The sequence below is a fragment of the Jeotgalibaca sp. A122 genome (genome assembly GCF_052266715.1).
GTDB lineage: Bacteria > Bacillota > Bacilli > Lactobacillales > Aerococcaceae > Jeotgalibaca.
Genome location: NZ_JBQPRB010000006.1, coordinates 29,717 through 53,005, shown reverse-complemented (window position 1 = coordinate 53,005; position 23,289 = coordinate 29,717). Strand labels below are relative to the sequence as shown.

Genomic DNA, 23,289 nt, shown 5'->3' with positions numbered 1-23,289 from the left:
TCTTTCCCCCCTCACATTTCGTATTTCAATCTTATTTCAGTCTTTCAAGAAACCTTTCTCACGCATGATTGTTTTCATGTTTTCTAAATTGTTACCTTTGGTTGGTGCTGTCGGTAAGATTGGTTGACCAACGTCCAAGCCCAATAAATTAGCCATATCCTTTGTGGCTGCTGGAAAACTACATGGATCTTGTGACAAACGAATCGGATTCAAAGTGAATTGATCTTCCAAGGCTTCTTCAAATTGTCCAGCTACGTACTTGTCGTAGATGCCACTAACCAAACGTGGATACATATTAGCGGTCGAACAGACACTTCCTACAGCCCCGACAGCCATACCTGCATAGATAATGGTGTCTTTACCAGAAAGAACTTTGAAATCAACGTCACGATTACGGCGAATGAATTCGCTCAGTTGTGTTACATCTCCGCTAGAATCTTTCATTCCAACGATGTTATCTACCTCGTGAGCTAATTTTTCTACTAAATCGGCTGACATAGTATACCCTGCCCGGCCGGGGTTGTTGTAAAGTAAAACGGGCATCTCCGGTACTGAATCCGCAATCGCTTTGAAGTGGTTATATAACGCTTCTTCCGTTGGTTTAATGAACATCGGTTGCAGAATGGATATGCCATCGATCGAGAATTCTGCCGCTCTTTTTGCAAGTCGAATGCAGTTTCGCGTACGGATTTCACCTATTCCAAAGAATACGGGAACACGACCATTGACTTCTTCTACAATAATACGCAGGCCATCAATCATCTCATCATCGTCGAACATATAGAATTCACTGTTACTTCCAAAAGCCAAGATTCCATGGACACCGTTATCAATGATGTGATTGACCATGAAGCGTAATTTGACTTCATCGATGTTTTCTTCTTTGTCGACTGGAATCAGAATGGGGACAATTATCCCTTTAATTTTATCTGTGTTCACTATTTCACCCTATTCTATTTAGATATTTATAAAATAAGAGGCCCGATGCTTATACACCCGACCTCTCAAAGGAGAATCACATGTTAATTTAATACTGTTTCTACTTCTTCAATACGAACCATGCATGGAGATTTTGGATCGAATTTCCAGTTTGGAATCAAATATTGCATGGAAATTGCATCATCACGGGCACCTAGTCCTTTTTCAAGGTACAATTGATGCGCTGCTTCCACTTTTTCCATATCAATTTCGATACCAAGTCCTGGCGCGTCAACAGGAACAGCAATTTCACCGTCCACAATTTGTGGGGATTGTTTTGTCAAGCCTTGACCATCTTGCCAGATCCAATGTGTATCGGCTGCATTGATTTCCCCTGGCGCAGCTGCTGCTGTATGGGCAACCATTGCTAAAGAAATGTCAAAGTGGTTATTAGAGTGAACACCCCAAGTTAAGCCTAAGTCATCACATAATTGTGCTACGCGGACAGAACCTTGCATCGTCCAGAAATGAGGATCAGCCAATGGAATTGTAACGCTGTTTAGAGCAAGGGAGTGTTTCATCTGTCTCCAGTCAGTCGCAACCATATTTGTAGCTGTAGGAAGACCCGTTCTTCTAACAAATTCAGCCATTACTTCACGTGATGAGAACTCACCTTCTGCACCACATGGATCTTCCACATATGTTAAAATGCCATGCATGTCTTTACATAATTCGACGGCCTCATCCAATTTCCAACCACCGTTTGGATCCAGCGTAATACGCGCATTCGGGAATTCTTGTTTCAACGCTCTAATTGCTTTGATTTCTTCTTTTCCTTCCAAAACGCCGCCTTTAAGTTTGAAGTCCTGGAAACCATAACGCTCGTGTGCTGCTTTAGCCAACTCGACAATTGCTTCCGGTGTCATAGCTTCTTTACGACGTAATTTACACCAATTATCGGAACTATCATCATTTTCAAGGTATGGTAAATCGGTTACATTTTTGTCTGCAATATAGAATAAATATCCCAGGAATTTTACGGAATCTCTAACTTGTCCATCACCCAACAATGCTGCTACCGGAAGGTTAAAATGTTTACCTAATAAGTCCAATAACGGTGCTTCCACAGCAGTCATAACGTGGACTGTCGTACGCAAGTCAAATGTTTGATTGCCGCGTCCGCCTGCATCCAAGCCGATGAATTTATCTTTAATGTCGCGGAGAATATTTTTGTATTCGCCAATATTACGACCAATTACTAACTCTTTCGCAGCTTCCAGTGTTTCGCGAATTTTTTCACCACCGGGAACTTCTCCAAGCCCTTGTTCGCCGTTGTCGGCTGTTAAAATAACGATGTTACGAGTAAAGTAAGGACCGTGTGCCCCACTCAAGTTCAAAAGCATACTATCATAACCTGCTACTGGAATTACTTGCATATCAACGATTTTTGGTGACATTTTTATATTCTCCTTTTTTATGTAGATAGAGCCTGCCTTCAACAGGCTCTACGTTTGTATTTTTAGTTTTAGTTAGCTGTTTCTGCTGATTTTTGACTTTCAATCGTCAAATTATTGATTGCTTGGTAATAACGTGCTACTGCTGAATGATCGTCTTTTTCATGTCCATGAACTTTCAATGATTGCATAATTTCCATTAATTGCGAAGTTAATGGCACAGACACATGTGATTCATGAGCCGCATCAAGGGCATTTTGCAAATCTTTGATATGTAGTTCGATTCGGAAGCCGGGTGAAAAATCTTGTCCCAAAATTTTTGGTCCTTTTTGATTCAATACGTTACTTCCTGCTAAACCACCCTTGATTGCTTCATAGACCAACTCTGGATCTACACCAGCTTTCGTAGCTAAAGATAATGCTTCGCTGACTGCGGCAATGTTAATGGCCACAATCATTTGGTTCGCTAATTTTGTAACGTTACCAGCCCCTACCTCACCAACATATGTTGCGGAAGATGACATGGACATCAATAAATCGTAGTATTTATCAAATACTTCCTTTTGACCCCCAACCATCACAGCTATGGTTCCAGCGATAGCTCCGGGCTCGCCACCTGATACAGGGGCATCTAGGAAACTGACACCATTTTTTTCAAGTTCGCTTGCAAATTCACGACTTGCCACCGGAGAAATAGAGCTCATGTCAATGACTGTTTTCCCTAACGATAAGCCTTCCGCAATTCCATTTTCAGCAAACAAAGCTGACTTAACATGTGGTGAATTGGGAAGCATCGTAATGACTACGTCTGCAAACTCTGCAACTTCCTTACCGGATAATGCTGGCTGTCCGCCTTCTGCAACGACTTCCTGTACAGAAGCTTCATTAAAGTCATATACTTTCAACTCATAACCAGCTTTTAAGACGTTTTTCGCCATTGGTTTCCCCATGATTCCTAATCCTACAAATCCAACTTTCATTATATATGTTCCCCTCTCTATTCTTTCAGTGTTTGCGAAGTAAGCGTTTCAATACATTTAGTATACGTTGTTCTTTTTTTAAATTATATAGTTCACAAAACAAGTTTATTAGGTATAATGGGCTTGATTCATGTTCCATAAAACATCTTTGGAGGAAATTAGATGAAAATTGAACAAAGTTTGGCTCAAAATATTGTTGTCAGCATGAAGGAAATAATCAATCAAGAATTAAACTTTATCGATATGGATAGCATCATCATCGCCAGTACTGACGAGAGCCGTATAGGAAAATCTCACGGTGGAGCCCAAGAAGTGATGAGAAGCAAAGAAGACCTCATCATTGATTATGAAGGACAGTATGCCGGGACAAAAAAAGGAATTAACGTTCCTGTTTACAGTGATTTAGATATGGTTGGCGTTATAGGGATTACGGGCGATATAAAAGAAGTTGAGAAATATGGCAAAATCATAAAAAACATGACGGAAATTTTGATTAAAGATGCTTGGTTGAAAGATGTTTCTTTTAAAAAGCGGGAAAACTATCGTTTCCTTATAGAGCAGCTGATTTCAGAAACTGGAGAAGTCCAAAATATTCTTCATTTGGCAGGTTTACTTAATGTGGATTTATCTTTGGAACGCATCGCTGCATTTGGGGAGATAACTAATTTTGCAGCATTGAATGATGAAAAAAGCGAAAAACTATCCTTACTGTTAAGAAGAGCGTTGGTTTATGATCCGCAGAACCTCTTTAATGTGAATGGTTCAAAAATAAGGCTTGCATTAAATGCAAACGTTACCATTGAAAGGTATGAATTTATTTTACAGAAAATCGGCAATGATGCTGAGTCCCAATTGGGCTTGCATCTAAAATTTGGTATTGGTACGAAGTGTAACACTATTAAAGATTTTCATAGCAGCTTTGAGCGGGCGCAAATAGCATTGGATTGGGCTTTAATAAATTCTGATGCCGCCATTGAAAATTATAATGACTTGGATTTAGGGATCATTTTAACAACTCTGGATTTAGACGTTGAAACACAATTCGTAAACAAAATCCTAGGAAAGTTATCTGAAGAAGAGAAAGAGGAATTTTCCGAAATCCTTACAATATACGGCAATAATAATGGAAGTAACTACAAGACTGCAGACCAATTGTTCATTCATAAAAATACACTTCAATATAAATTGATAAAGTTGGAAAAACTAACGGGCTATGATCCACGCCAAATTGACGATTACGTGATCCTGTCCTTGGCTTTTAAGTTATACAATGTCATGCGCAAGCAAATCCATTGAAGGTATTTCGGCATAATTACCCAAAAAACCAGGGTCTGGGAAATAACGCCCAGACCCTTATCTATTTACGAATACTTCAACACAAACGTGCTCAAAAAAGGCAGCCCCGACGCCACTTCACGAATAATGCTCAGATGGTCTGCGACCATCCTGTGCTTATTCGTTCCAGTGGTTCGGGGCTAAACGCCTTTTTGAGCACTCTTTGGTTTTTAAACAATACCGATTTCGGCAAGAAATACTGCCAAAACAGAAACAAGAAACGGGATAATCCCACCTACGATAAATTCATGCATAAAACCTTGCTTATGAGTAAGCTTGGTAAATTCCAAGCGATTGATTAAAGATCCATTGTGCGGCATGGCATCCATACCGCAACCTGAAAGATTGATGAGGCGATGGATGATGTTTGGATCATACCCTGCCTGAATAAATTGACTGGAAAAAGTTTCTAGAGATAACCCTTCTGCCGCAGTTGCGGAACCGGTTATGGCTGCCATAATATTGGTTGCTAATACCAGTTGTAACAAAGGTGGCCCTGGAATAGCTGCAAGACCATTGATTAAATAAGCGAAACCAGGAACAACCTTGATAACACCTGCAAAACCAACGATTGCACAAACATTGATAATGGAATTGGATGCAGATACGGCACCACGAGAAATTGTTTCCGGAAGGTTACTATAGTTCCCCCAGTACAAAACCGCACAGACAAGGATTGCAATGAACAATGTCAATACAGGCGGCAGCTTAAATACATTCAAGGCGACCAAGAGTACAATCGAAGGTGTCAAGGCCTTTAGTATCGAGCCGACCTTCTCGATCTCGATTTCTTTTGACTTCATTGTCTTATCAAACATATACCCTGTTTCCAAAAAAGTTTCTTGTTTACGTTCCGCCCGCATAAGTTCAAATTTGATATAGGCAGCTCCACCTGCAATTGCAGCAATCGAAGTAATTAATCCCATCCACGGAGCAGCAGTGGCTGTGGTTCCTAAATATTCGATTGGAATAAGGTTCATGATTGCTGGTGATCCGGGTGTTGCTTGGGTAAATTGCGATCCGCCCAAAACCAGTACTGCCATCACAAGATGCCAAGGAATATTCATTTTTTTGAATAGTTGTTTACAAATTGGAGCAACAGTAAAGACGATTACAAAACTACTGACCCCACCCATTGTAAGGAGCGCGGTAATGAAAGATAGCCCCATCAAAGTTAAAAATTTGGCATTTTTTCCAGAACGGGAAGTCATTTTGATAATCCCATACGCGATATCATTGGCAGCCCCAGATTCCCCCAACATCGCACCAAGAATACTGGCTGCTAAAAAAATAAGGAAATTATTTTGAATAAATGCGGCAAAAGTTTCGGCATAGGCGCCGTTCATCCCAGCCGTAACTGATTCGCGCGAAAGAAATAACACTGCTGCACTAATTAATGGTCCTAATACTAAAATTGAAACTCCTTTAAAAGAAAGGATAACTAAAATAATTAGTCCTAATATAATACTGATAAGGCTGATTAAACCTAAACTCATTTGACTTTCCCCCAACTATAAATTAGAGAAAACGCTCACTTCATTTAACAATGTACTATACCTTTGCAAAAATAACCACCAAAATAATGGAATCGCAATCGGTTTCTTGACACTCGTGATAAAACCTTCTAGAATCAAGTAGTCAACAAATATTTGAAAATGAGGTATCAATATTGAACAAAAATCAATGGAATCGGATTATGTTTTCTTTGCTGGGTGTCTTTTTAATCGGAATTGCAATCGGGATAGCACGTTTGGCTGATTTAGGAACTGATCCTTTTTCAACTTTCAATCTAGGTATGAGCGCTACTTTTGGACTTTCTTTTGGAACGTATTTACTTTTGGTAAATGCCATCGGTTTGGTGCTGGTATTTATCTTTGGGCGTCACCTGCTGGGAATTGGCACAATTTTCAACATTGCCATTGTTGGTTATGTTTCTGATTTTACCGTCTCAACCATACTGGGCCAGTTTGGTGATTCTTATAGCTTGGCGATGCGCATCCTTTTTGCCGTAATCGGAAGTTTGGTCTTGGCGATTGGTGCAGGTATGTACATCGCAGCTGACCGTGGTGTTGCGCCTTATGATGCGATGCCAATCATTATTGAAGAACGTTCCAACGGCAAAATTTCTTTTCAGGTTGCGCGGATTATATCAGACATTATTTGTATCATCATCGGTTTCTTACTAGGTGCTACAGTTGGTGTTGTGACAGTAGTATCCGGCTTCTTGATGGGGCCTCTGGTTCAGCATTTCCGCAAATATTTTTCTGATATGCTTTTAGAATCGGAACAATTAAACTTAAAGAAAGACGCTGAGTCGGTTTAGGAAAAGTTCTATGCAAAAATGGCTCACGCCATCCCCTATGGATGATGTGAACCATTTTTTGTTTTATATTGTTTCGTAAATTTCAGCTTCAACGTCTTTTAATAAATGTGATTGTTCGTTTGAAGTCACCACGTATAACTGGTGCATTGCCCGGCTGAAGATGGTGTACCAAACTTGTTGGCTACTTGTATCAGTAATTGTATCCAGTATATCATCTGTACCACAAGCCACAACGACATCGAATTCCAGACCTTTTGCCAGTCCAATTGGCATGGCAACGACTTGCTTGTTCATGATGGAGTCATCGTTCATAATGATTTGATGATCCACACCCCAAGATTCAAGGAATGGTTTTATTTTTTCAATAGCTTGGCCAGTTGGAGTCAAGAAAGCAATGCGCTCGCCTTTACCAACATGCTCAGCCAAACGACTTTTCAATGTTTCATCGAAGCTGGATGCTTCCCTATATAACACTTCAGGTTTTCTCCGGCTACGGATTGGTTGGGCTGGATGATCATTCAATAAGGCAAACTGATCCGCGAAAGCCATGATTTCCCGTGTGGAACGATAGCTCGTCAACAACAGGTGGCGACTGATTTCTTCCTCTTCAAAAATAACCTTCAACTCTTTATAGCTCAGGCGATTTTGCCAGATGTTTTGGTTCAAGTCTCCTGCCATGATGTAGCGTGCGCGTGGATACAACTTCTTCAACAAACGCAATTGAAATGGCGTGAAGTCCTGGATTTCATCAATACAAATGTATTGATACGCTTTTTGTGTCAGCATCCCCTTCATTTGCAGAAGAAGCGCATAATAACCCGTCATATCGTACAATGAAAGTTTATTTTCCTTCATTTTTTCCATCACGGCTCCTACATGGGTTGCCCATTCTTCAGCTGTAAGGCCGAATGGTTCCAAATCGATCAATTGCGGAACCGAACGTAGAAAATGCAAGTATTGCGCAGTGTAACGGATATAGCCTTGGCTGTTGACACGGCGTTCGATACTTCTAAAAGCATCTGCCACGATTTGTTTACGAAGGTAGCCTTCCATTTTCACGATATTATGTGTTTGACTTTCGAATTGGTGAATTCTGTCTGTGCCATAATGCTGCAAGGCGTCATCCACCCAGTCAGCTGAAAGATGTTCCAGTTTTAATTCTTCCAAACGTTGCATTAAGCTAACGCGTAAAATATCGAGCTTGGATGCTAAAGAGCCTTTGCTCTCGATACCTTTATATATGTTCTGAATTTCTTCTTTTGAAATAAGGACTTCATCTTCACGCATGATATCCCGGAAAAGAAGGTATTTCTTTTTCAAAAGACGACTGTAGCGCTCCAACGCTTCATAGAAAGCGGAGCTTCCTTTTACAATCTGGAATTTCGAACTTTCACCGACATCAGAAGGAATCGGATCAAAGTTTGAAACCCGGTGTTGGATAAATTGCGGGAATGTGTTCCCTTCCACATCCCATTCCCCTAGTGATGGTAAAACTTGGGAAATATAGGCCTGAAAAATACGGTTAGGTGAAAACAGCAGGATTTCGTCTGCTTTCAAATGCGTACGAAATGCGTAAAGCAAATAAGCAATTTTTTGCATCATAACGACGGTTTTACCGGATCCAGCAACCCCTTGAATCAAGACATTGCGTGGTAAGTTATCCCGGACAATCCGGTTTTGTTCTTTTTGTAAAGTTGCGACCACAGGACCCATTTGATTGGTTGAACTGCCTTCCAGCACTTCCATCAAATAAGGATCCCCCATAACGTTATCCGTATCAATCATGCCGGTAATTTCACCGTCTTTAACTCGGAATTGACGTTTAAGATCAACTTCGAAAGCCTGGAATTTGTCGCCGATTTTTATTTTTACTTGATCACCGACATTTCCTTCATAGTACAAGGCTGAGATAGGCGCACGCCAGTCCACAACCAGATTATCTTCGTCATCAAATAAAGATCCGATACCGACATAAATTTGCTCATCTTCAGGATCAGCTACATTGTGGTAATCGATGCGACCAAAGTATGGGTCTTCTTGCATTTTTTCAAGGATTGTTCTTCTATTTTGAACCTGAGTCAATTCATTACTTTTTATGGTAAGATTTTGTTCGAATTCACGTAATTCTCCGGAGGATTCCCACATCGCCTCATTGGAACTATTATTGATTCGAATTTCTGAAGATTGTTTCAATAGTTGCTTTTGAATATCCAATTTAGTGGTATATTCCGACTTTAAGCGTTCCGCTTCTTCGGTAATGACAGATATAACATAATCCATCCGTTCCTGTTCTTGTTGCATGGATTCATTGGTCACTTAGGTATCTCCTTTCAAAACCTTAACGTCATTACGTGTAAGGGTAAAAATAACATTACAAATTATATCACGTTCCCCCTTTAAATGCTATTAGTTGCCCAAAACAAATAGAAATATATTGTGCAAAATAAAACATCCCTGCAAAAACAGGGATGTTTCTTTTACTTCATTTCTGTTTCATATTGGTCTTTTTTTCCTTGCCAATAGGCCGTGTCTGCTTCGGTTATCTCTCTTAAGACCCGGCATGGATTACCTACTGCGATGGTGTTACTTGGAATATTTTTGGTAACGACTGAGCCTGAGCCAATCACAACGTTGTCGCCGATGTTAACACCAGGATTAATGGTTACATTCCCGCCTACCCAGACATTATTGCCAATATTGACCGGCAAACCGAATTCCAGGTTTGTGTTACGAATTTCTGCATCAATCGGATGACCAGCCGTAAAAATGTTAACACGCGGTCCGAACATGACGTTGTCGCCAATATGGACCTCTGCTACATCAAGAATCAAACAGTCAAAATTAGCATAGAATTTCTCGCCAATATAAATATTATTGCCATAATCACAGTAGAACGGCGTCTGAATTGTAAACTTCTCTCCCGTTTTACCCAATAAGTCTTTCAATAATTCCTGGCGACGGTCTATTTGAAGATGGTTCGTTTGGTTCAATTCATGTAAAATTGTTCTATTTTTATGACGGTCTTGAAGAAGGACTTCTCCCTCAGCCATGTATAATTCTCCTGACAACATCCGTTCTTTTTGAATCATTAAGCATCCCTCTTTTTCTTTTGTTGATGACCAGCAACCTTAACGACGATGTTGCGTGGTACTATTTTTGCTAAAGTTGTGGCAGCTTTCATGGTGAATCCGGGTACGATGATGGCTTGGCCTCTAAATAAATGACGGATACCGTAACGGGCACAAGCTTCAGCTGTTATGCTTGGAAGCCCAAAGGATACTCCGGCAACTGCGTTAAACTCGGTATCAACCGGTCCTGGGCAAAGTGCGCTGACAATGACCTTACTGTTTTGATCCTTTAATTCCTGGTTGATGGCGTGGGTAAGGCTGGTTACATACGCTTTGGTTGCGTAGTACGTTGCCATATACGGACCCGCTGGCATCAGGCCGGCTGATGAAGAAACGTTCAGGATGTGGCCTTTGTTTTTTTTCATAAAATCACGTAAGAACAGCTTCGTCAAAAGGTGAAGTGCCGTGATGTTCAGGTTGATCATGTTCAGTTCGCGGTCAATGTCGGTGGTGGCCATATCGCCCAAAAGCCCGTATCCCGCTGAGTTAATAAGTACAGTTATATTTTGATCCTTGGTTTTATCGTATAGGGCGCGGGTTTCGTCAAGATTACTTAGGTCCGCGGTAATGATTTGGCAGTTTGTTGTAATTGCTTGTGCAATTTCTTCGAGACGCTCTTTGCGACGCGCCACCAAAATTAGATCGTAACCCCGTTTGCTGAGTTGGATGGCGATTTCACGCCCAATACCGGAACTGGCGCCGGTTACTAAAGCTGTTTCTTTTTGCATAATGTGAGTTCCTTTCCGGATTATTCTTTAATAAGTATACCGAATTGGAATGGTGGTTGCTAGTATAGACGAGTTTAACTATAAAAGCCGCATTTCTTAATGAAATGCGGCCTTGGATATGTCTTTAGTCTAGGTTACGAACTTCAATCGGTTGAAGGCCAGCAGTCAATTCTTCACGGCGTGTTTCATATTGTTCCGGTAATTTGATTGCGGAACCTAATTCTGCAATTGCTTCATCAGCGGTAAAGCCTGGGGTATCGGTTGCGATTTCAAATAGAATTTCACCTTTTTCCCGGTAATAGATGGCATTAAAGTAATTGCGATCCTTCACTTCGGTTACGTGGTGATTATTTTTCCGAACGTGTTCTTGCCACTCGAGCAGATTCTCTCTGTCGTTTGCCCGCCAAGCGATGTGGTGAACCGTTCCGACACCCATTTCCCCTCTTGGTACGGTGGTTTGTTTGATATCTACGATGTTTCCGATATCTGCGCTTGAACGCAGGCGGATGATATCGCCTTCTTCGCCGACTTTTTCCAGACCCATTACATTTTCCACAGTACGAATGGTATCAGCCGGATTGGTGGAGAATAAAATGGCACCACCAAAACCTTTGATGCCGACCTCTGGTGTGACTTCACCATGGGTCCACTCTGTTGGTGCTCCCTCTTCGCGTTCGACGATTTCCAAAATCAGTCCGTGGTAATCTGTGAATTGAAGGTACGTTTCACCAAATCGTGTTGATTTGTGGAAGGTAATATCAAATTTTCTGAGGCGTCTTTCCCAAAAAGGCAAAGCACCAGTTGGGACTGCATATGTTGTTACGCCGACTTGTCCGCCCCCAATTTTGCCTTTGTGTGCCTTGTTCCAAGGGAAGAAAGTAATCACTGTACCCGGTTTTCCGCCTTGATCACCGAAGTAAAGGTGATACGTTCCTGGATCGTCAAAATTGACTGTTTTTTTGATTAAGCGCAATCCCAAAATACCTGCATAGAAGTCTACGTTTTCTTGCGCATTGCCTACGATAGCTGTGATGTGGTGGATTCCTTGAGTTTTCATATATGTTTGCTCCTTTTTCGGACTATTTATCTTGAATTCGAATTAATTATATCTCGAATTCGAAATATTGTCAAATAAAAACAGGAAATGGTTTGACTATCGAGGTTTAGTGCGCACTTATACCCCAACGCTGCACAAAAAAAATAAGCGGTAGGCATCGCCTACTCGCTTACGGAAAGTCCTTCTTGAATATCAGTGATGGAAATTTGAATATTGCCTGGTTCAGCTGACATCAGTGTTTCTTCCGTTCCTGGTGTTGCTTGTAAGAAGAATGGGAAAGCTGATTCATTTGGAAATTGTCCAAATTCTGATTCCTCCAGGTAAACAAGTTGATTGTCCCAAACTTTGGTTTCATTAACGGTAAAGTCTAATACGAATTGCAAATCTGTTAATGGCTTACCTGTCCGGTTCATTCCGATGAAATAACCTTGCAAGGTGCCATCAGCATTTTCTAAATAATAACCTGTATAAAAAATCGTGAATAGACCTTCTTCGGCCCCTTCTGTGCTTGAAGCGTACTCCTCAGCAATTGCGATGACCTGGTCATAATCTTCGGTACCTTCATCTTGCTTCAACACATCTGGGATATATAGGTCCAAACTCTCGGTTTCTTCACCTTCACTTGCTGTTGTCCCGCCTGTTCCGCGCGATTCTTCTGTTGCAATACTGGATTCATTCGAATCTAAACCCGTATCTTCACTGATCGTTTCTGAAGATATAGATTCCTCACTATCAGTATTCGTACTGCAACCCGCAAGAACGAAAAACGCTGAAAGCCATACCAAATGTTTCAATCTCATTTCTCCAACCCCCAATCACATTTGTACACTTATCGTACCATAGTGTTAAATGGTTCTGAAATGTTACGAAATTGAAACATTTTAGATAAATGTCCGCTTTTGGAATTCCCGTAAAATCTCTGAGCCTTGGTAAATAAAGATGAGAATGAGCATCAAGGCACTCAAGCCGATTGAAATTAAACTCGGAATGGGTGTATCGACCCAGTCAAAAATCAAAAAGATTATCGGGATTAAGCCCATTATTTCCGCAGCCACCAAATACAAAATATAATCAGACGTTCGCATTTTCATGAACCGCGAGGCAATAAACATTCCGATAATGGATGCACTACAGATAATTGGAACCGCAAAAGTCGTCGACCACCCCGTCCAACCGATCAAATAGTCTAGATAGGTGCACAATAAAGACAAGGCAATCAACAAATACAAGATACTTTTCGCTATATTACGACGTTTACGCAAAATAATGACCACCACTAGCCAAGTCGTCATGATCCCAAATAAAGCCGCCTGCAGCCACTGGATACGTCCGCGCCAAATCATTCCCAGTCCCAAAATAATAAATATCAGAAGCACGGAAAGCACCAATAGCCATTTGGTGATGCGCTGTTTGTTGTATTTTAAAGGCACATCGGGATAGGAACTCGGTGTTATTTTTTCGTTTAAATCAAGCGGCAACTCACAAAGCGGGCAATGCTCCCAATCACCCTTTATTTCTACTTCGCAATTGACACATTTACGCATCATGCATCCCCTCCCAACTCTTCTTCCGTCACTTTATTAACGGTTACGGTTACTGGAACACCTTCGTTCGTCAAGTACTTGGCGAACTGTTGGAAAATATCCGTTTCTATGTACGGTGAGGTGAAAGATATCGTAAAGCTATCATTATGGCTGATGGCGCAGAATTGTGGTCGAACGGCAATGGTATGAAAGTACACCTGCTTAATCAATGAGTCCACCAGTTCCGGGAAACTCACGCGCCCGAGATTTGAAATCGCCAAGGTCAGTTGACGATTATTATTAAAGTTAACCATTTTTAAAGCAAAGTCTTTTATTGGCCTTGGCACCAGTCGCCCGATTGGGTGATATTCATAATAAATCAGACGCGTCAGCCAGTTTTCAAGGTACTCCTTCTTCAACTGCGGGTCAAATTGTTCTTTTAACTCCTCACAAATTTCGGAAATGGTATTCTCTTTTTCTTTTTTATAGGTATATTCCAAACGCGTCACGGCAAAAAAATTACGGGCTGATTCCGAAGGGAAATATTGCCGTAGGTTGACCGGGACGGAAACTGCCATTGTTTCGTTCCCTCTAAAATCTGGTTCACTTTTGCGAACCGACTCCATAAATAAAGCCGTTAAAAACAATGTTAAAGAGACTTGTTCCTGCTTGGCCAAACGGATAATTTCCTTGACTGGCATTTCCATTTCAACGACTCGGGGACGGTTATCCGGTGTATAGGTTCCCTTGTAGTGATAAACTTTTTTCTGGTCTGATTTATTTTTTGGAAATAAAAGTTCTTGGGTCTTAACCCTGGCTTCTTCGAATTTCTGCAATGCCGACTGGGTCGCTTTCGAGAAACTACGCTGTTCTTTACTGCGGAAATGGCGTGCGAAGCTGTCCTCGCTTGATTTATCGTGGATATATCTGGCAATTTGGAGCGCCTCGGACTCGATTTCAGGATGACGCAAACGTAGATATTCCGTCAATAAATCTTGCAGAAACCACATCGCACCGGTGCCGTCAGACAGTACATGAAAAACTTCGATACTGATCCTTTTCTTCCAATAGACAACGCGGAATAATAATTCTTTGCGATCAAAATGATAAAGAGGCTGACAAGTCGGATTTGTATCCAATTCAACAGTTGGTTTTAAGTCGCTCTCTTCCAAATAATACCAAAAGATACCACGGCGCAAGACACTGTGGTAAAGCTTGTACTGATTATAAACCTTGTTCAACGCTTGTTGTAATAAGTCGGAATCCACGACCTCTGTTACTTCGACACTGAGCCGAAACACTTTGCTGTCCCGATTTGACATGGCAGCCAGAAAGATGTTGGAGGCATTATCCAGCCGTACCCATTTTTTACGATTCGTCATCTTCCTTTTTTCCAAATGTGTCACTTCCTCTCAGTCGGTTGTCCAAAAATTCTTCCATTAAGTGGTAGGATTTAATTTCAATTTCAGGTGTGAGTGGTCCAAATATATAGTTATGGACCGTGTCATTCGCCCGGAAAATCCGGACATCATTTCCGGCATCTTTCAAGAGATGGCCATAAGCTTCCCCTTCATCACGCAATGGATCAAACTCTGAAGTGATTATCAGGGTTTCAGGTTGATTGGAAAAGTCTCCGGCCATGAGTGGAGCGATATAGGGAGACTGCCGTTTAGTTTCGTCGGGTTCATACATTTCCATATATTCTTGCATCTTTTTGGCAGTCAAGCCGTAATCGTAGCCATTTTCTTCAACACTCGCAAACGGCGAGCGCTCATCGTGATTCCAGTGTGTCACCGGATTGATTAATATTTGTTTATTCGGTAACTGTTTACCTTCATCCCGCAATCGCAAAGAAACCGCCGCCGCCAAATTTCCCCCTGCTGAATTTCCGATGATTGTAAGATCATCTGCACCGGTTATCCCGGTAAGTTCCGGGTGATTGATCAGTAAATCTGCCACCCGATAGCAGTCGTCGAATCCTGCTGGAAATGGATTTTCTGGTGCTTTTAAGTAATCAACAGCCAAGATTGTCCTTCCCAGTTCATCTGCCATTTGAATACAATCACGCGTGTAGGAATCAATGCTCCCGATCACCCAACCACCACCGTGAAAAAACAAAAGGAGTTCGTTGCTACGTTTTTCCTTGGGATGGAAAATCCTTACGGGAATCTCATGGGATAAATCTTCAGAATATATTTTCCGGTCCAGAATACGGTAGCGTTCTCTTGCGGGTGTCACAGCTAATTCCTGGAATTTACGGACCCGCATGTAGCTTTCCTGCATGTCAATTTTCGGAGATGAAAATACTTTTAATATAAATTTCGTTAAGGCATTCATAGGGTTCCCTCGTTAATAATCAGATTGGTTTTGTTTCAGTTTGCGTGATGAATGATGGCCTGTCAAGTCGAAAGGAATATTGTGTCGTTTGTTCAAATGAAACGAAGGCCAGGATATTATCCACGGCCTTCGTTTTACTTGTTTTTCCGCCAGGCTTTTTCAGCAATACCCAACGCCCGTAAACGAGCTGATTTTTTGTATTGATGCTCCTGGGAGCGAATCAGTAAATCATCCAGCATTTGCAGACCTTCTTCGATGTAGTCACCTTTATTCAACATGACACATTCAGAACGCCCGCCCATTGTGGCATCTGTTATTTCTGCCCGCGTTGGAATTCCTTCTTTGACGAGCGTCTCCAACACTTGCGTTGCCCAAATTACCGGTACATGTGCCGCTTCACAAACCCAGAGGATTTCTTCCTGCAATTCAGACAAGCGCAGGAACCCTGCCTCCACGGCCAAGTCACCTCTGGCAATCATCACACCGAATTTGTTTTTACCTGCCGAATGGATAATGATATCCACCAAGTGATCAATACTTTGGAGCGTTTCAATTTTGACGATGATAGGGATCTCACGTGCCCGTTCTTTACCCAGGCTATTTTCCAGCTCTTGCTGGAGCGCATCCACATCCGTCACGTCTTTGACAAATGAAAAACCAAGAATATCTGCATATTCCTGAATCCCTTCTAAATCCTGCCGGTCTTTATCCGTTATCAACGGAATTTTGGTCGTGGTATCCGGAAAATTGATTCCTTTTTGTGCCTTCAAGCGGACCCCTTTAGCCTTGCTTGCCCGGTCGACCTGAACGATTGCGCCTTCAGGTTTGACACTCACAACCCGCCCTTCCACAACGCCATCATCCAGGGCAATCGTGTCACCTTCCACCAGCTGTTCCAAAATGTCTTTATTCTGACAGCCAACTACGATACTTTGCTCATAGAAAGCACGTACCGATTCTTCTGCCGTTATAAAAAATTGGTCACCTGTTTTTAAGCGGGCGTCCGGTTGCGTTGTAAAAATGCTATCGATGCGAATTTTTGGCCCTGCGATATCAAAATAAATGCGACATTTTTTCTCGGTTTTCTTTTCTGCTGCCTTGATATTCTTGACCATTTTTTGCCACGTTTTAACATCATCATGCCCACAATTGATGCGGGCGATTTCCATTCCTTCTTCCAGTAATTTAACAATAAAAGCTTCGTCTTTACTGGCTTCTGTTGGCATGGTGACCATGATGCGCGTATACCTTTTTTTCGGTTTAGGACCGAAAACTTCGTCGGTATGCTTCTCCAGGTAATCAACACGAAGTTTTGCCATTTCCGAAGAATCGATTTCATGGAGTAGTTTCAAATCCTTATCCAGCAATTTGGATAAAACAACCAGTAACGCATCCAGTTGTGGCAATACTTTAGCTTCCAACCGTCCTAATGAAGAAAGCCCCCACTTCGATAACTTAACCTGCAAAGAACGAATATCACGGCGGCGCAATGCTACATAATAAGCGAGGTTCAGAGCACTCTCGCGGTAATCTTCTCGCTCAATTAACGGTAGCCACTCTTCATACAACTTTTGCCCTTCTTTAAAAACGGCTTCCCGTAGCTCGGTCACTTCCGTATAAATGTTTTCTAACTTTCCAACAGCATTTTTAGTTGCCACAAGGATTCACCTACACTTTCATTAAATTCCCAGCAACCTTTCATTTAATATTATTATAGCATGACCGCCGCCACGATGAGAACGTTACCAATTGTGGCAAATTAAAAATCCCCACCTTAATCAGTGGGGAGGTTACTTCATTCTGCTAAAATCGTCATGATTTCGTCCTTCGTCAAGCTACTGAAAGATTGCTTTCCTTCCGTAATGACTTGGTCAATCAATTCCCTTTTCTTGCCTTGTAATTCGTTTATACGTTCCTCAATGGTTCCCGCACAAATCATGCGGATAACCTGGACTTTTTTGGTTTGACCGAAGCGATGAACGCGGTCGGTAGCCTGGCTTTCAACGGCAGGGTTCCACCAGCTATCATATAAGATAACCGTATCGCCACCGGTCAAATTCAGACCCGTTCCACCTGCCCGTAACGAAATCAAGAATAGATCTTTCTCACCTTCGTTGAAACGGGTCGTCAGTTTCAAACGATCAATATTGGCAGTGCGGCCATCCAAATAAAAATAATCACGGTTTTGTTCGGCTAATCGTTTTTGAATCAGTTGCAGCATTTGGGTGAATTGTGAGAACAGCACAACGCGTTTACCATTTTCGCGGGCATTATCCAAGTATTCCATCAAACGAGTTAGCTTCGCTGACTCGCCTTCATAATCCGGATTAACCAGACGCGGATCGCAACAGATTTGGCGTAATCGGGTTAGCCCTGCCAAAATCTTGATGCGGTTCTCGTCGACCGTCCCTGCATCCAGCAACTCGCTGGTTTCGTTACGCACCAAACGTAATTGGGAGAGATATAACGATTTTTGGCTTTCAGCCAAATCGATATACTCGATTGATTCCACTTTGTCCGGCAACTCTGTTAACACGTCTTTCTTCAAGCGACGTAATACGAATGGACGGATTTTACGATTAATTTGGGCGATGTCCAAATCCTTGAACCCTTTTTGAGTGGGAAACAGACCCGGTACCACAATCGAGAAGATTGAATACAGTTCTCCCAGTTGATTTTCCAAAGGCGTTCCGCTCAGGGCAAATTTGGTGTTCGCCTTGATTTGACGGACGGCTTTGGTCGTTTTGGCAATATTATTTTTTACGATTTGTGCCTCATCCAGAATGACACTACGGAAATGGATGTCTTGATAATATTCCGCATCGCGCAACAATACTGGATAGGAGGTAATCCAAAGTTTTGTCTGGTCTTGTTTCGCTTTTTTAATCAAAGCTTCGCGTTCTTCTTTGGTGCCGGTAATCAAGACGGGCTCGATGCCCGGAATGAACTGTTTCGCCTCTTTTTGCCAGTTGAAAAGAACACTGGAAGGACAGATCACTAAAATAGGTTCATTCTCTTTTTCAATTGTCGATGCAATGTAAGTGAGAGCTTGAATGGTTTTTCCTAATCCCATGTCATCGGCCAATACACCACCAAAGCCATATTCATCTAATGTTTTTAGCCATTGATAGCCCTCTTCTTGGTAAGGACGTAATTTGGCAGAGAGTGCCTCGGGAAATGGATAGTTTTTTTCTTCCAATGAATCAAGTCGTTTCAAAAATTCTTTAACTGGTTTTTTCAAATCGGCTAGCTTCAGCATTTCATCATCTAATGCGAAAATACGATGCAACGGCATTTCCATCTCACTCTTGACTTTACTTGGACTTATATCCAACTTATCCAAGGTATCTTGGTACTGCTGGAAAACTTTATCCTGCAAATTGACCAACTTCCCATTCGACAAACGTCGATAGCGTTTGTTGGCAGCCAAATCCTTCATGATTTTACGCAACTCAGTTTCATTGATGCCTTCAATATCGAAAGTTACTTGCAGGAGATTGCTTTTTTCATTCATGTCAATCACCAAACGCGGTGACGTTGGCGCTGTATAAATCAGGTGTTCCACACTCGAGGTCGTATAAACTTCCATCAAGGGACCTAACTCCGGCAATGCATCATAAATGAAACGGAAAATATCATCAGGATCACTTAATGTCAGTTGGTCTTCCTCATAAGTAAATTCAAATTCGAAATCGTAGATAACGTTCAAGATTTTACCCTCCGCCTGCAAATCGTTTAAGACTGTTTCAGGCAAGGCGTTGTGGTCATTGTAAATCATGGGACGGTAGCTTTCTTCTCCGTAGAAAAACTTCAAATCAATCCAAAGTTTACCTTCAAGCATATCCAGGTAAAGTTTGGCTTTCAATGGTTTTCTCTGGAATTCTTCCTGGACTTTTTGAGAAATTTTCAAAGGGAAGCGTTTTTGAACGGTTGGCAAAGAACTTGTCATGAATTCGCGCATCATTGTTTTGGGTATTTTGACGGTTTGAGTTCTGTCATTCCCGGTCGCATTGGCTAAAATCCGAAAAAGGCGATTATCTTCTTCAGATAAAAAGAAAATATCATTTTCGTAAATCATCATTTTTTGATACGGGAAAACTTGTAAATCCTGATCAAATAGGGCATCTGACTGGAACTGGTAGACGCCATCCTGTTCCGGATCTTCCGATATTTCAAACTGCAAAGGCAACAACGTTTCGCCCTCGTCGAATACGACCGGATCTTTTATGACTAAATACTCAGGATCACGGTGGTGGATTTTGACAACGTGATACTTCATTTCCAGAATTTTCTTGAGCACTTCTTTAATCATGACATTGGGAATAATGATTTCGCTCTTGTTCCCGGCTGAAAAATTGTAATAGTTTCGCGATTGATAGCGGTAATCTTTTAAGTTCATCAACAGATGCAGCATGTTTCGGTCGCGGGAATCGATATAATGTTCCGCTGGATCGTATTCAAAATGTTTACCAAAAGCTTGCGGATAATCACCCAACAAATTTTGAGCCGTCTGTTCGATATCCTTCATTTGATAAAGTTTATCCGTTCCGACTTTGATACGTACCGAACACTCTTCATCATCATCCAGTGATTGGATCGCGAATTGATATTCAAACTTCAATTTCTCGCGCCCCCTGAACCCTGTATCGGCATCAAGGAAATCTGCCATGTAAGTCATCATGTATTCTGCTGCTTGATAGGGGTTTTTAGGTGGCTCAACTTTTTTCTGTTTCTGTCCAGTATTATGTTCAGTTGCTAATTCGTTATATTTATATATGACCGCTATAATATGTTCGCAAGGTGTTATATGCGTATCATAGTACTCACACGAGCACTCAGCAGTCAGCTGATGTTTGGAATAATCGAAGACAACCAAAGTAGTATCGCCTTCTTCAAAATCTGCTTTTAAAGTAACTTTATTTTTCTTTTCGGTCGCTTTAACCGAGACAAATTCATTACTTTCATAAATAAGCAAACCCTTCTCAGCAATTTTCACAGGCACGTCATTGGCTAAAAAAGAATCCATGGGTATATGGTCCCATTCCATCTGCAATCCCTCCCAGAAACATTTCATCTTTTCATTATAACATATGCACGATTTAGAATAGCGTCAACTTATCTGGATAGATTACTCAGGAAGTTGTTCGCGTGAATCGGGTTGAGTGCGACGATTAAACTTTTACCGTACTTGGAACGCCGCGTTTGGGCTCTAAATGCGGCGTTCGGGGATTATTATTTTTCTAATCGCCGCACTTTACGCCTAAATGCGGCGTTCGGAGCTTACCATTTTTCTAATCGCCGCACTTTGGGCCTAAATGCGGCGTTCGGGGATTATTATTTTTCTAATCGCCGCACTTTACGCCTAAATGCGGCGTTCCCAAAATAATTTTCTGCTTAAAGCCGCACTAAGGATAAAAAAAGATAATTGTCCCAAGAACAAAAAGCGGACGCGTGTGCGTCCGTTTACTGCAGGAAATAATACTAGCCATCCGAAGAAATGAAAGCAGATACCCGTATTTTTCAGTCTTTACTGAATCCGATCATACTCAAGTCAAAGGTTTTTCATAGGCAAAACGCAAATCGCCATTCCCCATGAAAACATGTCCACAATATTGATATCCTGCTTTCGTTAATGCCCTCTGCATACTTTGATTATCGGGATGCGTGTCAATTCGCAAGGATTTGAGTCCTTTCTCACGAGTCATCTGTTCAGATACCTCGAAAATACGGCCCATAACGCCACGGCCCAGCTTGTCTTTTTTGACTGCTACACGGTGAATAGCGCTGTAAGGAAAGTCCGTTAACCAGTTGCCTTTTTCAATCACTTTATAATTAGGATCTTCGCCGAAAATCAGGGCAAAAACCGCTACAATTTCATCTTCTTCTTGAACAAGATATAAATCATCGTTCGCAATATCATCGCCTAAGACTTGTTCATTAGGGTATCCTTTTTGCCATTGATCAATACCATTTGCTTTCAATAGTGCCTTTGCGTCATCTATAATTTCCATGATTGCAGGTAAGTCTTTTGGTGTCGCTTTAATAAACTGCATCATTTATCACCTGTCCATCTATCTAGTTTTCCATGCCTTCTAACTATAACTTAAATGCCCTGTAGTAGTCCAAGAATTCTTTATATTTTCCAGCAAAAAAGACAATATAATACTTTTTTAATGAAAAATAAAACCCCATCATTAAATTAAAGTTAAAAAATAAGTTGACTTTTTTAGGTTACGGCCATTATACTTGATGAAATCAAGAAACGAGAGGAATATGTCCCATGAACCGCACATTCACCCAAGCAATCATTATTATTATTAATAACAGGATTTAGACTCGTAGAAAATTTCTAACGATGTTTAAGTCCTATTCGCGATTGTTTGGTGAATGGGACTTAGGCCACCCATTCAGTTGTATGAATGGGTGGCCTTTTTTTGTTTCTTAGCGAAAGGATGTGACGAGATGGAAAGTGATATTGGCCCTATTAAAAATAATAATTGTAAAAATGGAGGATTTATTATGAAATTATTCAAACAGTTCAATGTTTTCTTTAACAAATATCTTGCCTTTGTTGTCGTGCTTGTTGCGGCAGCAGCACTATTCGTACCACAAACCTTCTTATGGGCAAGTGGCCATACGACATTCTTTCTTCAGATCGTCATGTTCACAATGGGAATGACAATGAAACCTAGCGATTTTAGTGAAGTATTCCGTAAACCATGGCAAGTGCTCTTGGTGGCAACAATGCAATTTGGCGTCATGCCCTTATCAGCATTCTTATTAGCTAAATTATTCCAATTGCCTTCCGATATCGCTTTAGGCTTAATCTTGGTAGGTAGCGTTCCGGGTGGAACTTCCTCAAATGTTTTGACCTATTTAGCAAATGGCGATGTGCCTCTTTCAGTATCAGCGACTTCTGTTTCAACTTTGCTATCTCCCGTAATGACGCCCTTATTACTCTCTTTCTACGGAGGCGCTTATATAGATATTCCTTTTATGCCAATGTTCCTCTCTATCGTTAAAGTTGTTTTGGTGCCGATTTTGGGTGGGCTGGCCGTTAATCGTTTCTTAGGCAAGTATGTGGAACCTTTCCATACCTTACTGCCTTCCTTATCAGCTATAGCTGTATTACTCGTTTTGGGCGGAACAGTGTCATTGAATTCAGAAACATTATTAGGGACTGGATTGGTGATGTTCTTGATTGTTTGGATGCATAACGTTTTTGGCTTCGTAGCGGGTTACGCTGTTTGTAAATTATTCAAAATCGATCTTCCCGCTACCCGTGCAATGGCAATTGAAATCGGTGTTCAAAATACCGGTTTGGCAGGTAGTCTTGGTTTGACCCATTTCAACCCTGCGGCCGCTTTAGCCGGTGCAGCTGGTACGATTGTTCATACATTGTTTGGGACTTTATATGCTAGCTTCTGTAGCAACAAAGATGCTGCAGAGACAGTTAAAACAGAAAAAGTTGCTGTTGTTGAAGCATAGGAAATAGACATTCAGAAA

General features: G+C 41.4%; 18 protein-coding genes. 3 read left to right on the top strand and 15 right to left on the bottom strand.

Translation table 11 applies throughout. The features are described from left to right. Window positions 1-36 precede the first annotated feature (36 nt). The 3 genes from ACTU7M_RS07925 to garR all read right to left on the bottom strand — a co-directional run bounded on the left by ACTU7M_RS07925 (window position 37) and on the right by garR (window position 3,352). Entirely contained in the window at window positions 37-939 is a 903-nt protein-coding gene (locus tag ACTU7M_RS07925; protein WP_443473849.1) for a dihydrodipicolinate synthase family protein, read from the bottom strand. Between the two features lie 83 nt (window positions 940-1,022). Then, window positions 1,023-2,375, bottom strand: a complete 1,353-nt coding sequence (locus tag ACTU7M_RS07920) for an enolase C-terminal domain-like protein (RefSeq protein WP_443473848.1) — start codon at window positions 2,373-2,375, stop codon at window positions 1,023-1,025. Window positions 2,376-2,443: 68 nt separating this feature from the next. Continuing rightward, on the bottom strand, window positions 2,444-3,352 hold the full coding sequence (garR, locus tag ACTU7M_RS07915; protein WP_443473847.1) for a 2-hydroxy-3-oxopropionate reductase: 909 nt from the start codon (window positions 3,350-3,352) through the stop codon (window positions 2,444-2,446). A gap of 162 nt (window positions 3,353-3,514) precedes the next feature. Between garR and ACTU7M_RS07910 the strand changes: the two genes are divergently transcribed. Next, window positions 3,515-4,648, top strand: coding sequence for a CdaR family transcriptional regulator (locus tag ACTU7M_RS07910; protein WP_443473846.1), 1,134 nt, complete (start codon window positions 3,515-3,517; stop codon window positions 4,646-4,648). A 209-nt stretch (window positions 4,649-4,857) separates the two neighbouring features. On the opposite strand, the gene ACTU7M_RS07905 is transcribed toward ACTU7M_RS07910, so the two are convergent. After that, complete coding sequence (locus ACTU7M_RS07905) at window positions 4,858-6,183, bottom strand: GntP family permease (RefSeq protein WP_443473845.1); 1,326 nt, start codon at window positions 6,181-6,183, stop codon at window positions 4,858-4,860. A gap of 173 nt (window positions 6,184-6,356) precedes the next feature. On the opposite strand from ACTU7M_RS07905, the gene ACTU7M_RS07900 reads away from it, so the two are divergent. After that, a complete protein-coding gene (locus ACTU7M_RS07900) occupies window positions 6,357-7,010 on the top strand; it encodes a YczE/YyaS/YitT family protein (RefSeq protein WP_443473844.1) in 654 nt (217 codons plus the stop codon). A gap of 63 nt (window positions 7,011-7,073) precedes the next feature. On the opposite strand, the gene helD is transcribed toward ACTU7M_RS07900, so the two are convergent. From helD to ACTU7M_RS07845, 11 genes are all read right to left on the bottom strand, one after another. Then, a complete protein-coding gene (gene helD, locus ACTU7M_RS07895; RefSeq protein ID WP_443473843.1) occupies window positions 7,074-9,326 on the bottom strand; it encodes an RNA polymerase recycling motor HelD in 2,253 nt (750 codons plus the stop codon). A 161-nt stretch (window positions 9,327-9,487) separates the two neighbouring features. Continuing rightward, window positions 9,488-10,099: a sugar O-acetyltransferase gene (locus tag ACTU7M_RS07890; protein ID WP_443473842.1), complete on the bottom strand. Its 612-nt coding sequence runs from the start codon at window positions 10,097-10,099 to the stop codon at window positions 9,488-9,490. Beyond that, window positions 10,099-10,866 (bottom strand): SDR family NAD(P)-dependent oxidoreductase, encoded by a 768-nt coding sequence (locus ACTU7M_RS07885; protein WP_443473841.1) that lies wholly within the window; start codon window positions 10,864-10,866, stop codon window positions 10,099-10,101. The genes ACTU7M_RS07890 and ACTU7M_RS07885 overlap by 1 nt, the downstream gene beginning before the upstream one ends. A 124-nt stretch (window positions 10,867-10,990) precedes the next feature. Beyond that, entirely contained in the window at window positions 10,991-11,923 is a 933-nt protein-coding gene (locus tag ACTU7M_RS07880; RefSeq protein ID WP_443473840.1) for a ring-cleaving dioxygenase, read from the bottom strand. Window positions 11,924-12,084: 161 nt separating this feature from the next. Then, entirely contained in the window at window positions 12,085-12,723 is a 639-nt protein-coding gene (locus ACTU7M_RS07875; protein WP_443473839.1) for a hypothetical protein, read from the bottom strand. A gap of 81 nt (window positions 12,724-12,804) precedes the next feature. Then, on the bottom strand, window positions 12,805-13,470 hold the full coding sequence (locus ACTU7M_RS07870; protein ID WP_443473838.1) for a DUF6320 domain-containing protein: 666 nt from the start codon (window positions 13,468-13,470) through the stop codon (window positions 12,805-12,807). Continuing rightward, window positions 13,467-14,843, bottom strand: coding sequence for an alcohol acetyltransferase (locus ACTU7M_RS07865; RefSeq protein ID WP_443473837.1), 1,377 nt, complete (start codon window positions 14,841-14,843; stop codon window positions 13,467-13,469). The genes ACTU7M_RS07870 and ACTU7M_RS07865 overlap by 4 nt, the downstream gene beginning before the upstream one ends. Continuing rightward, a complete protein-coding gene (locus ACTU7M_RS07860) occupies window positions 14,815-15,783 on the bottom strand; it encodes an alpha/beta hydrolase (RefSeq protein WP_443473836.1) in 969 nt (322 codons plus the stop codon). Before ACTU7M_RS07860 ends, ACTU7M_RS07865 begins: the two co-directional genes overlap by 29 nt. Before the next feature lie 134 nt (window positions 15,784-15,917). Continuing rightward, window positions 15,918-17,441 (bottom strand): pyruvate kinase, encoded by a 1,524-nt coding sequence (locus ACTU7M_RS07855; RefSeq protein ID WP_443473835.1) that lies wholly within the window; start codon window positions 17,439-17,441, stop codon window positions 15,918-15,920. Window positions 17,442-17,578: 137 nt separating this feature from the next. Continuing rightward, window positions 17,579-20,830 (bottom strand): DEAD/DEAH box helicase, encoded by a 3,252-nt coding sequence (locus ACTU7M_RS07850; protein WP_443473834.1) that lies wholly within the window; start codon window positions 20,828-20,830, stop codon window positions 17,579-17,581. 499 nt (window positions 20,831-21,329) lie between these two features. Continuing rightward, a complete protein-coding gene (locus ACTU7M_RS07845) occupies window positions 21,330-21,836 on the bottom strand; it encodes a GNAT family N-acetyltransferase (protein WP_443473833.1) in 507 nt (168 codons plus the stop codon). Window positions 21,837-22,302: 466 nt separating this feature from the next. On the opposite strand from ACTU7M_RS07845, the gene ACTU7M_RS07840 reads away from it, so the two are divergent. Next, window positions 22,303-23,271 (top strand): bile acid:sodium symporter family protein, encoded by a 969-nt coding sequence (locus ACTU7M_RS07840; RefSeq protein ID WP_443473832.1) that lies wholly within the window; start codon window positions 22,303-22,305, stop codon window positions 23,269-23,271. Window positions 23,272-23,289: the final 18 nt, after the last annotated feature.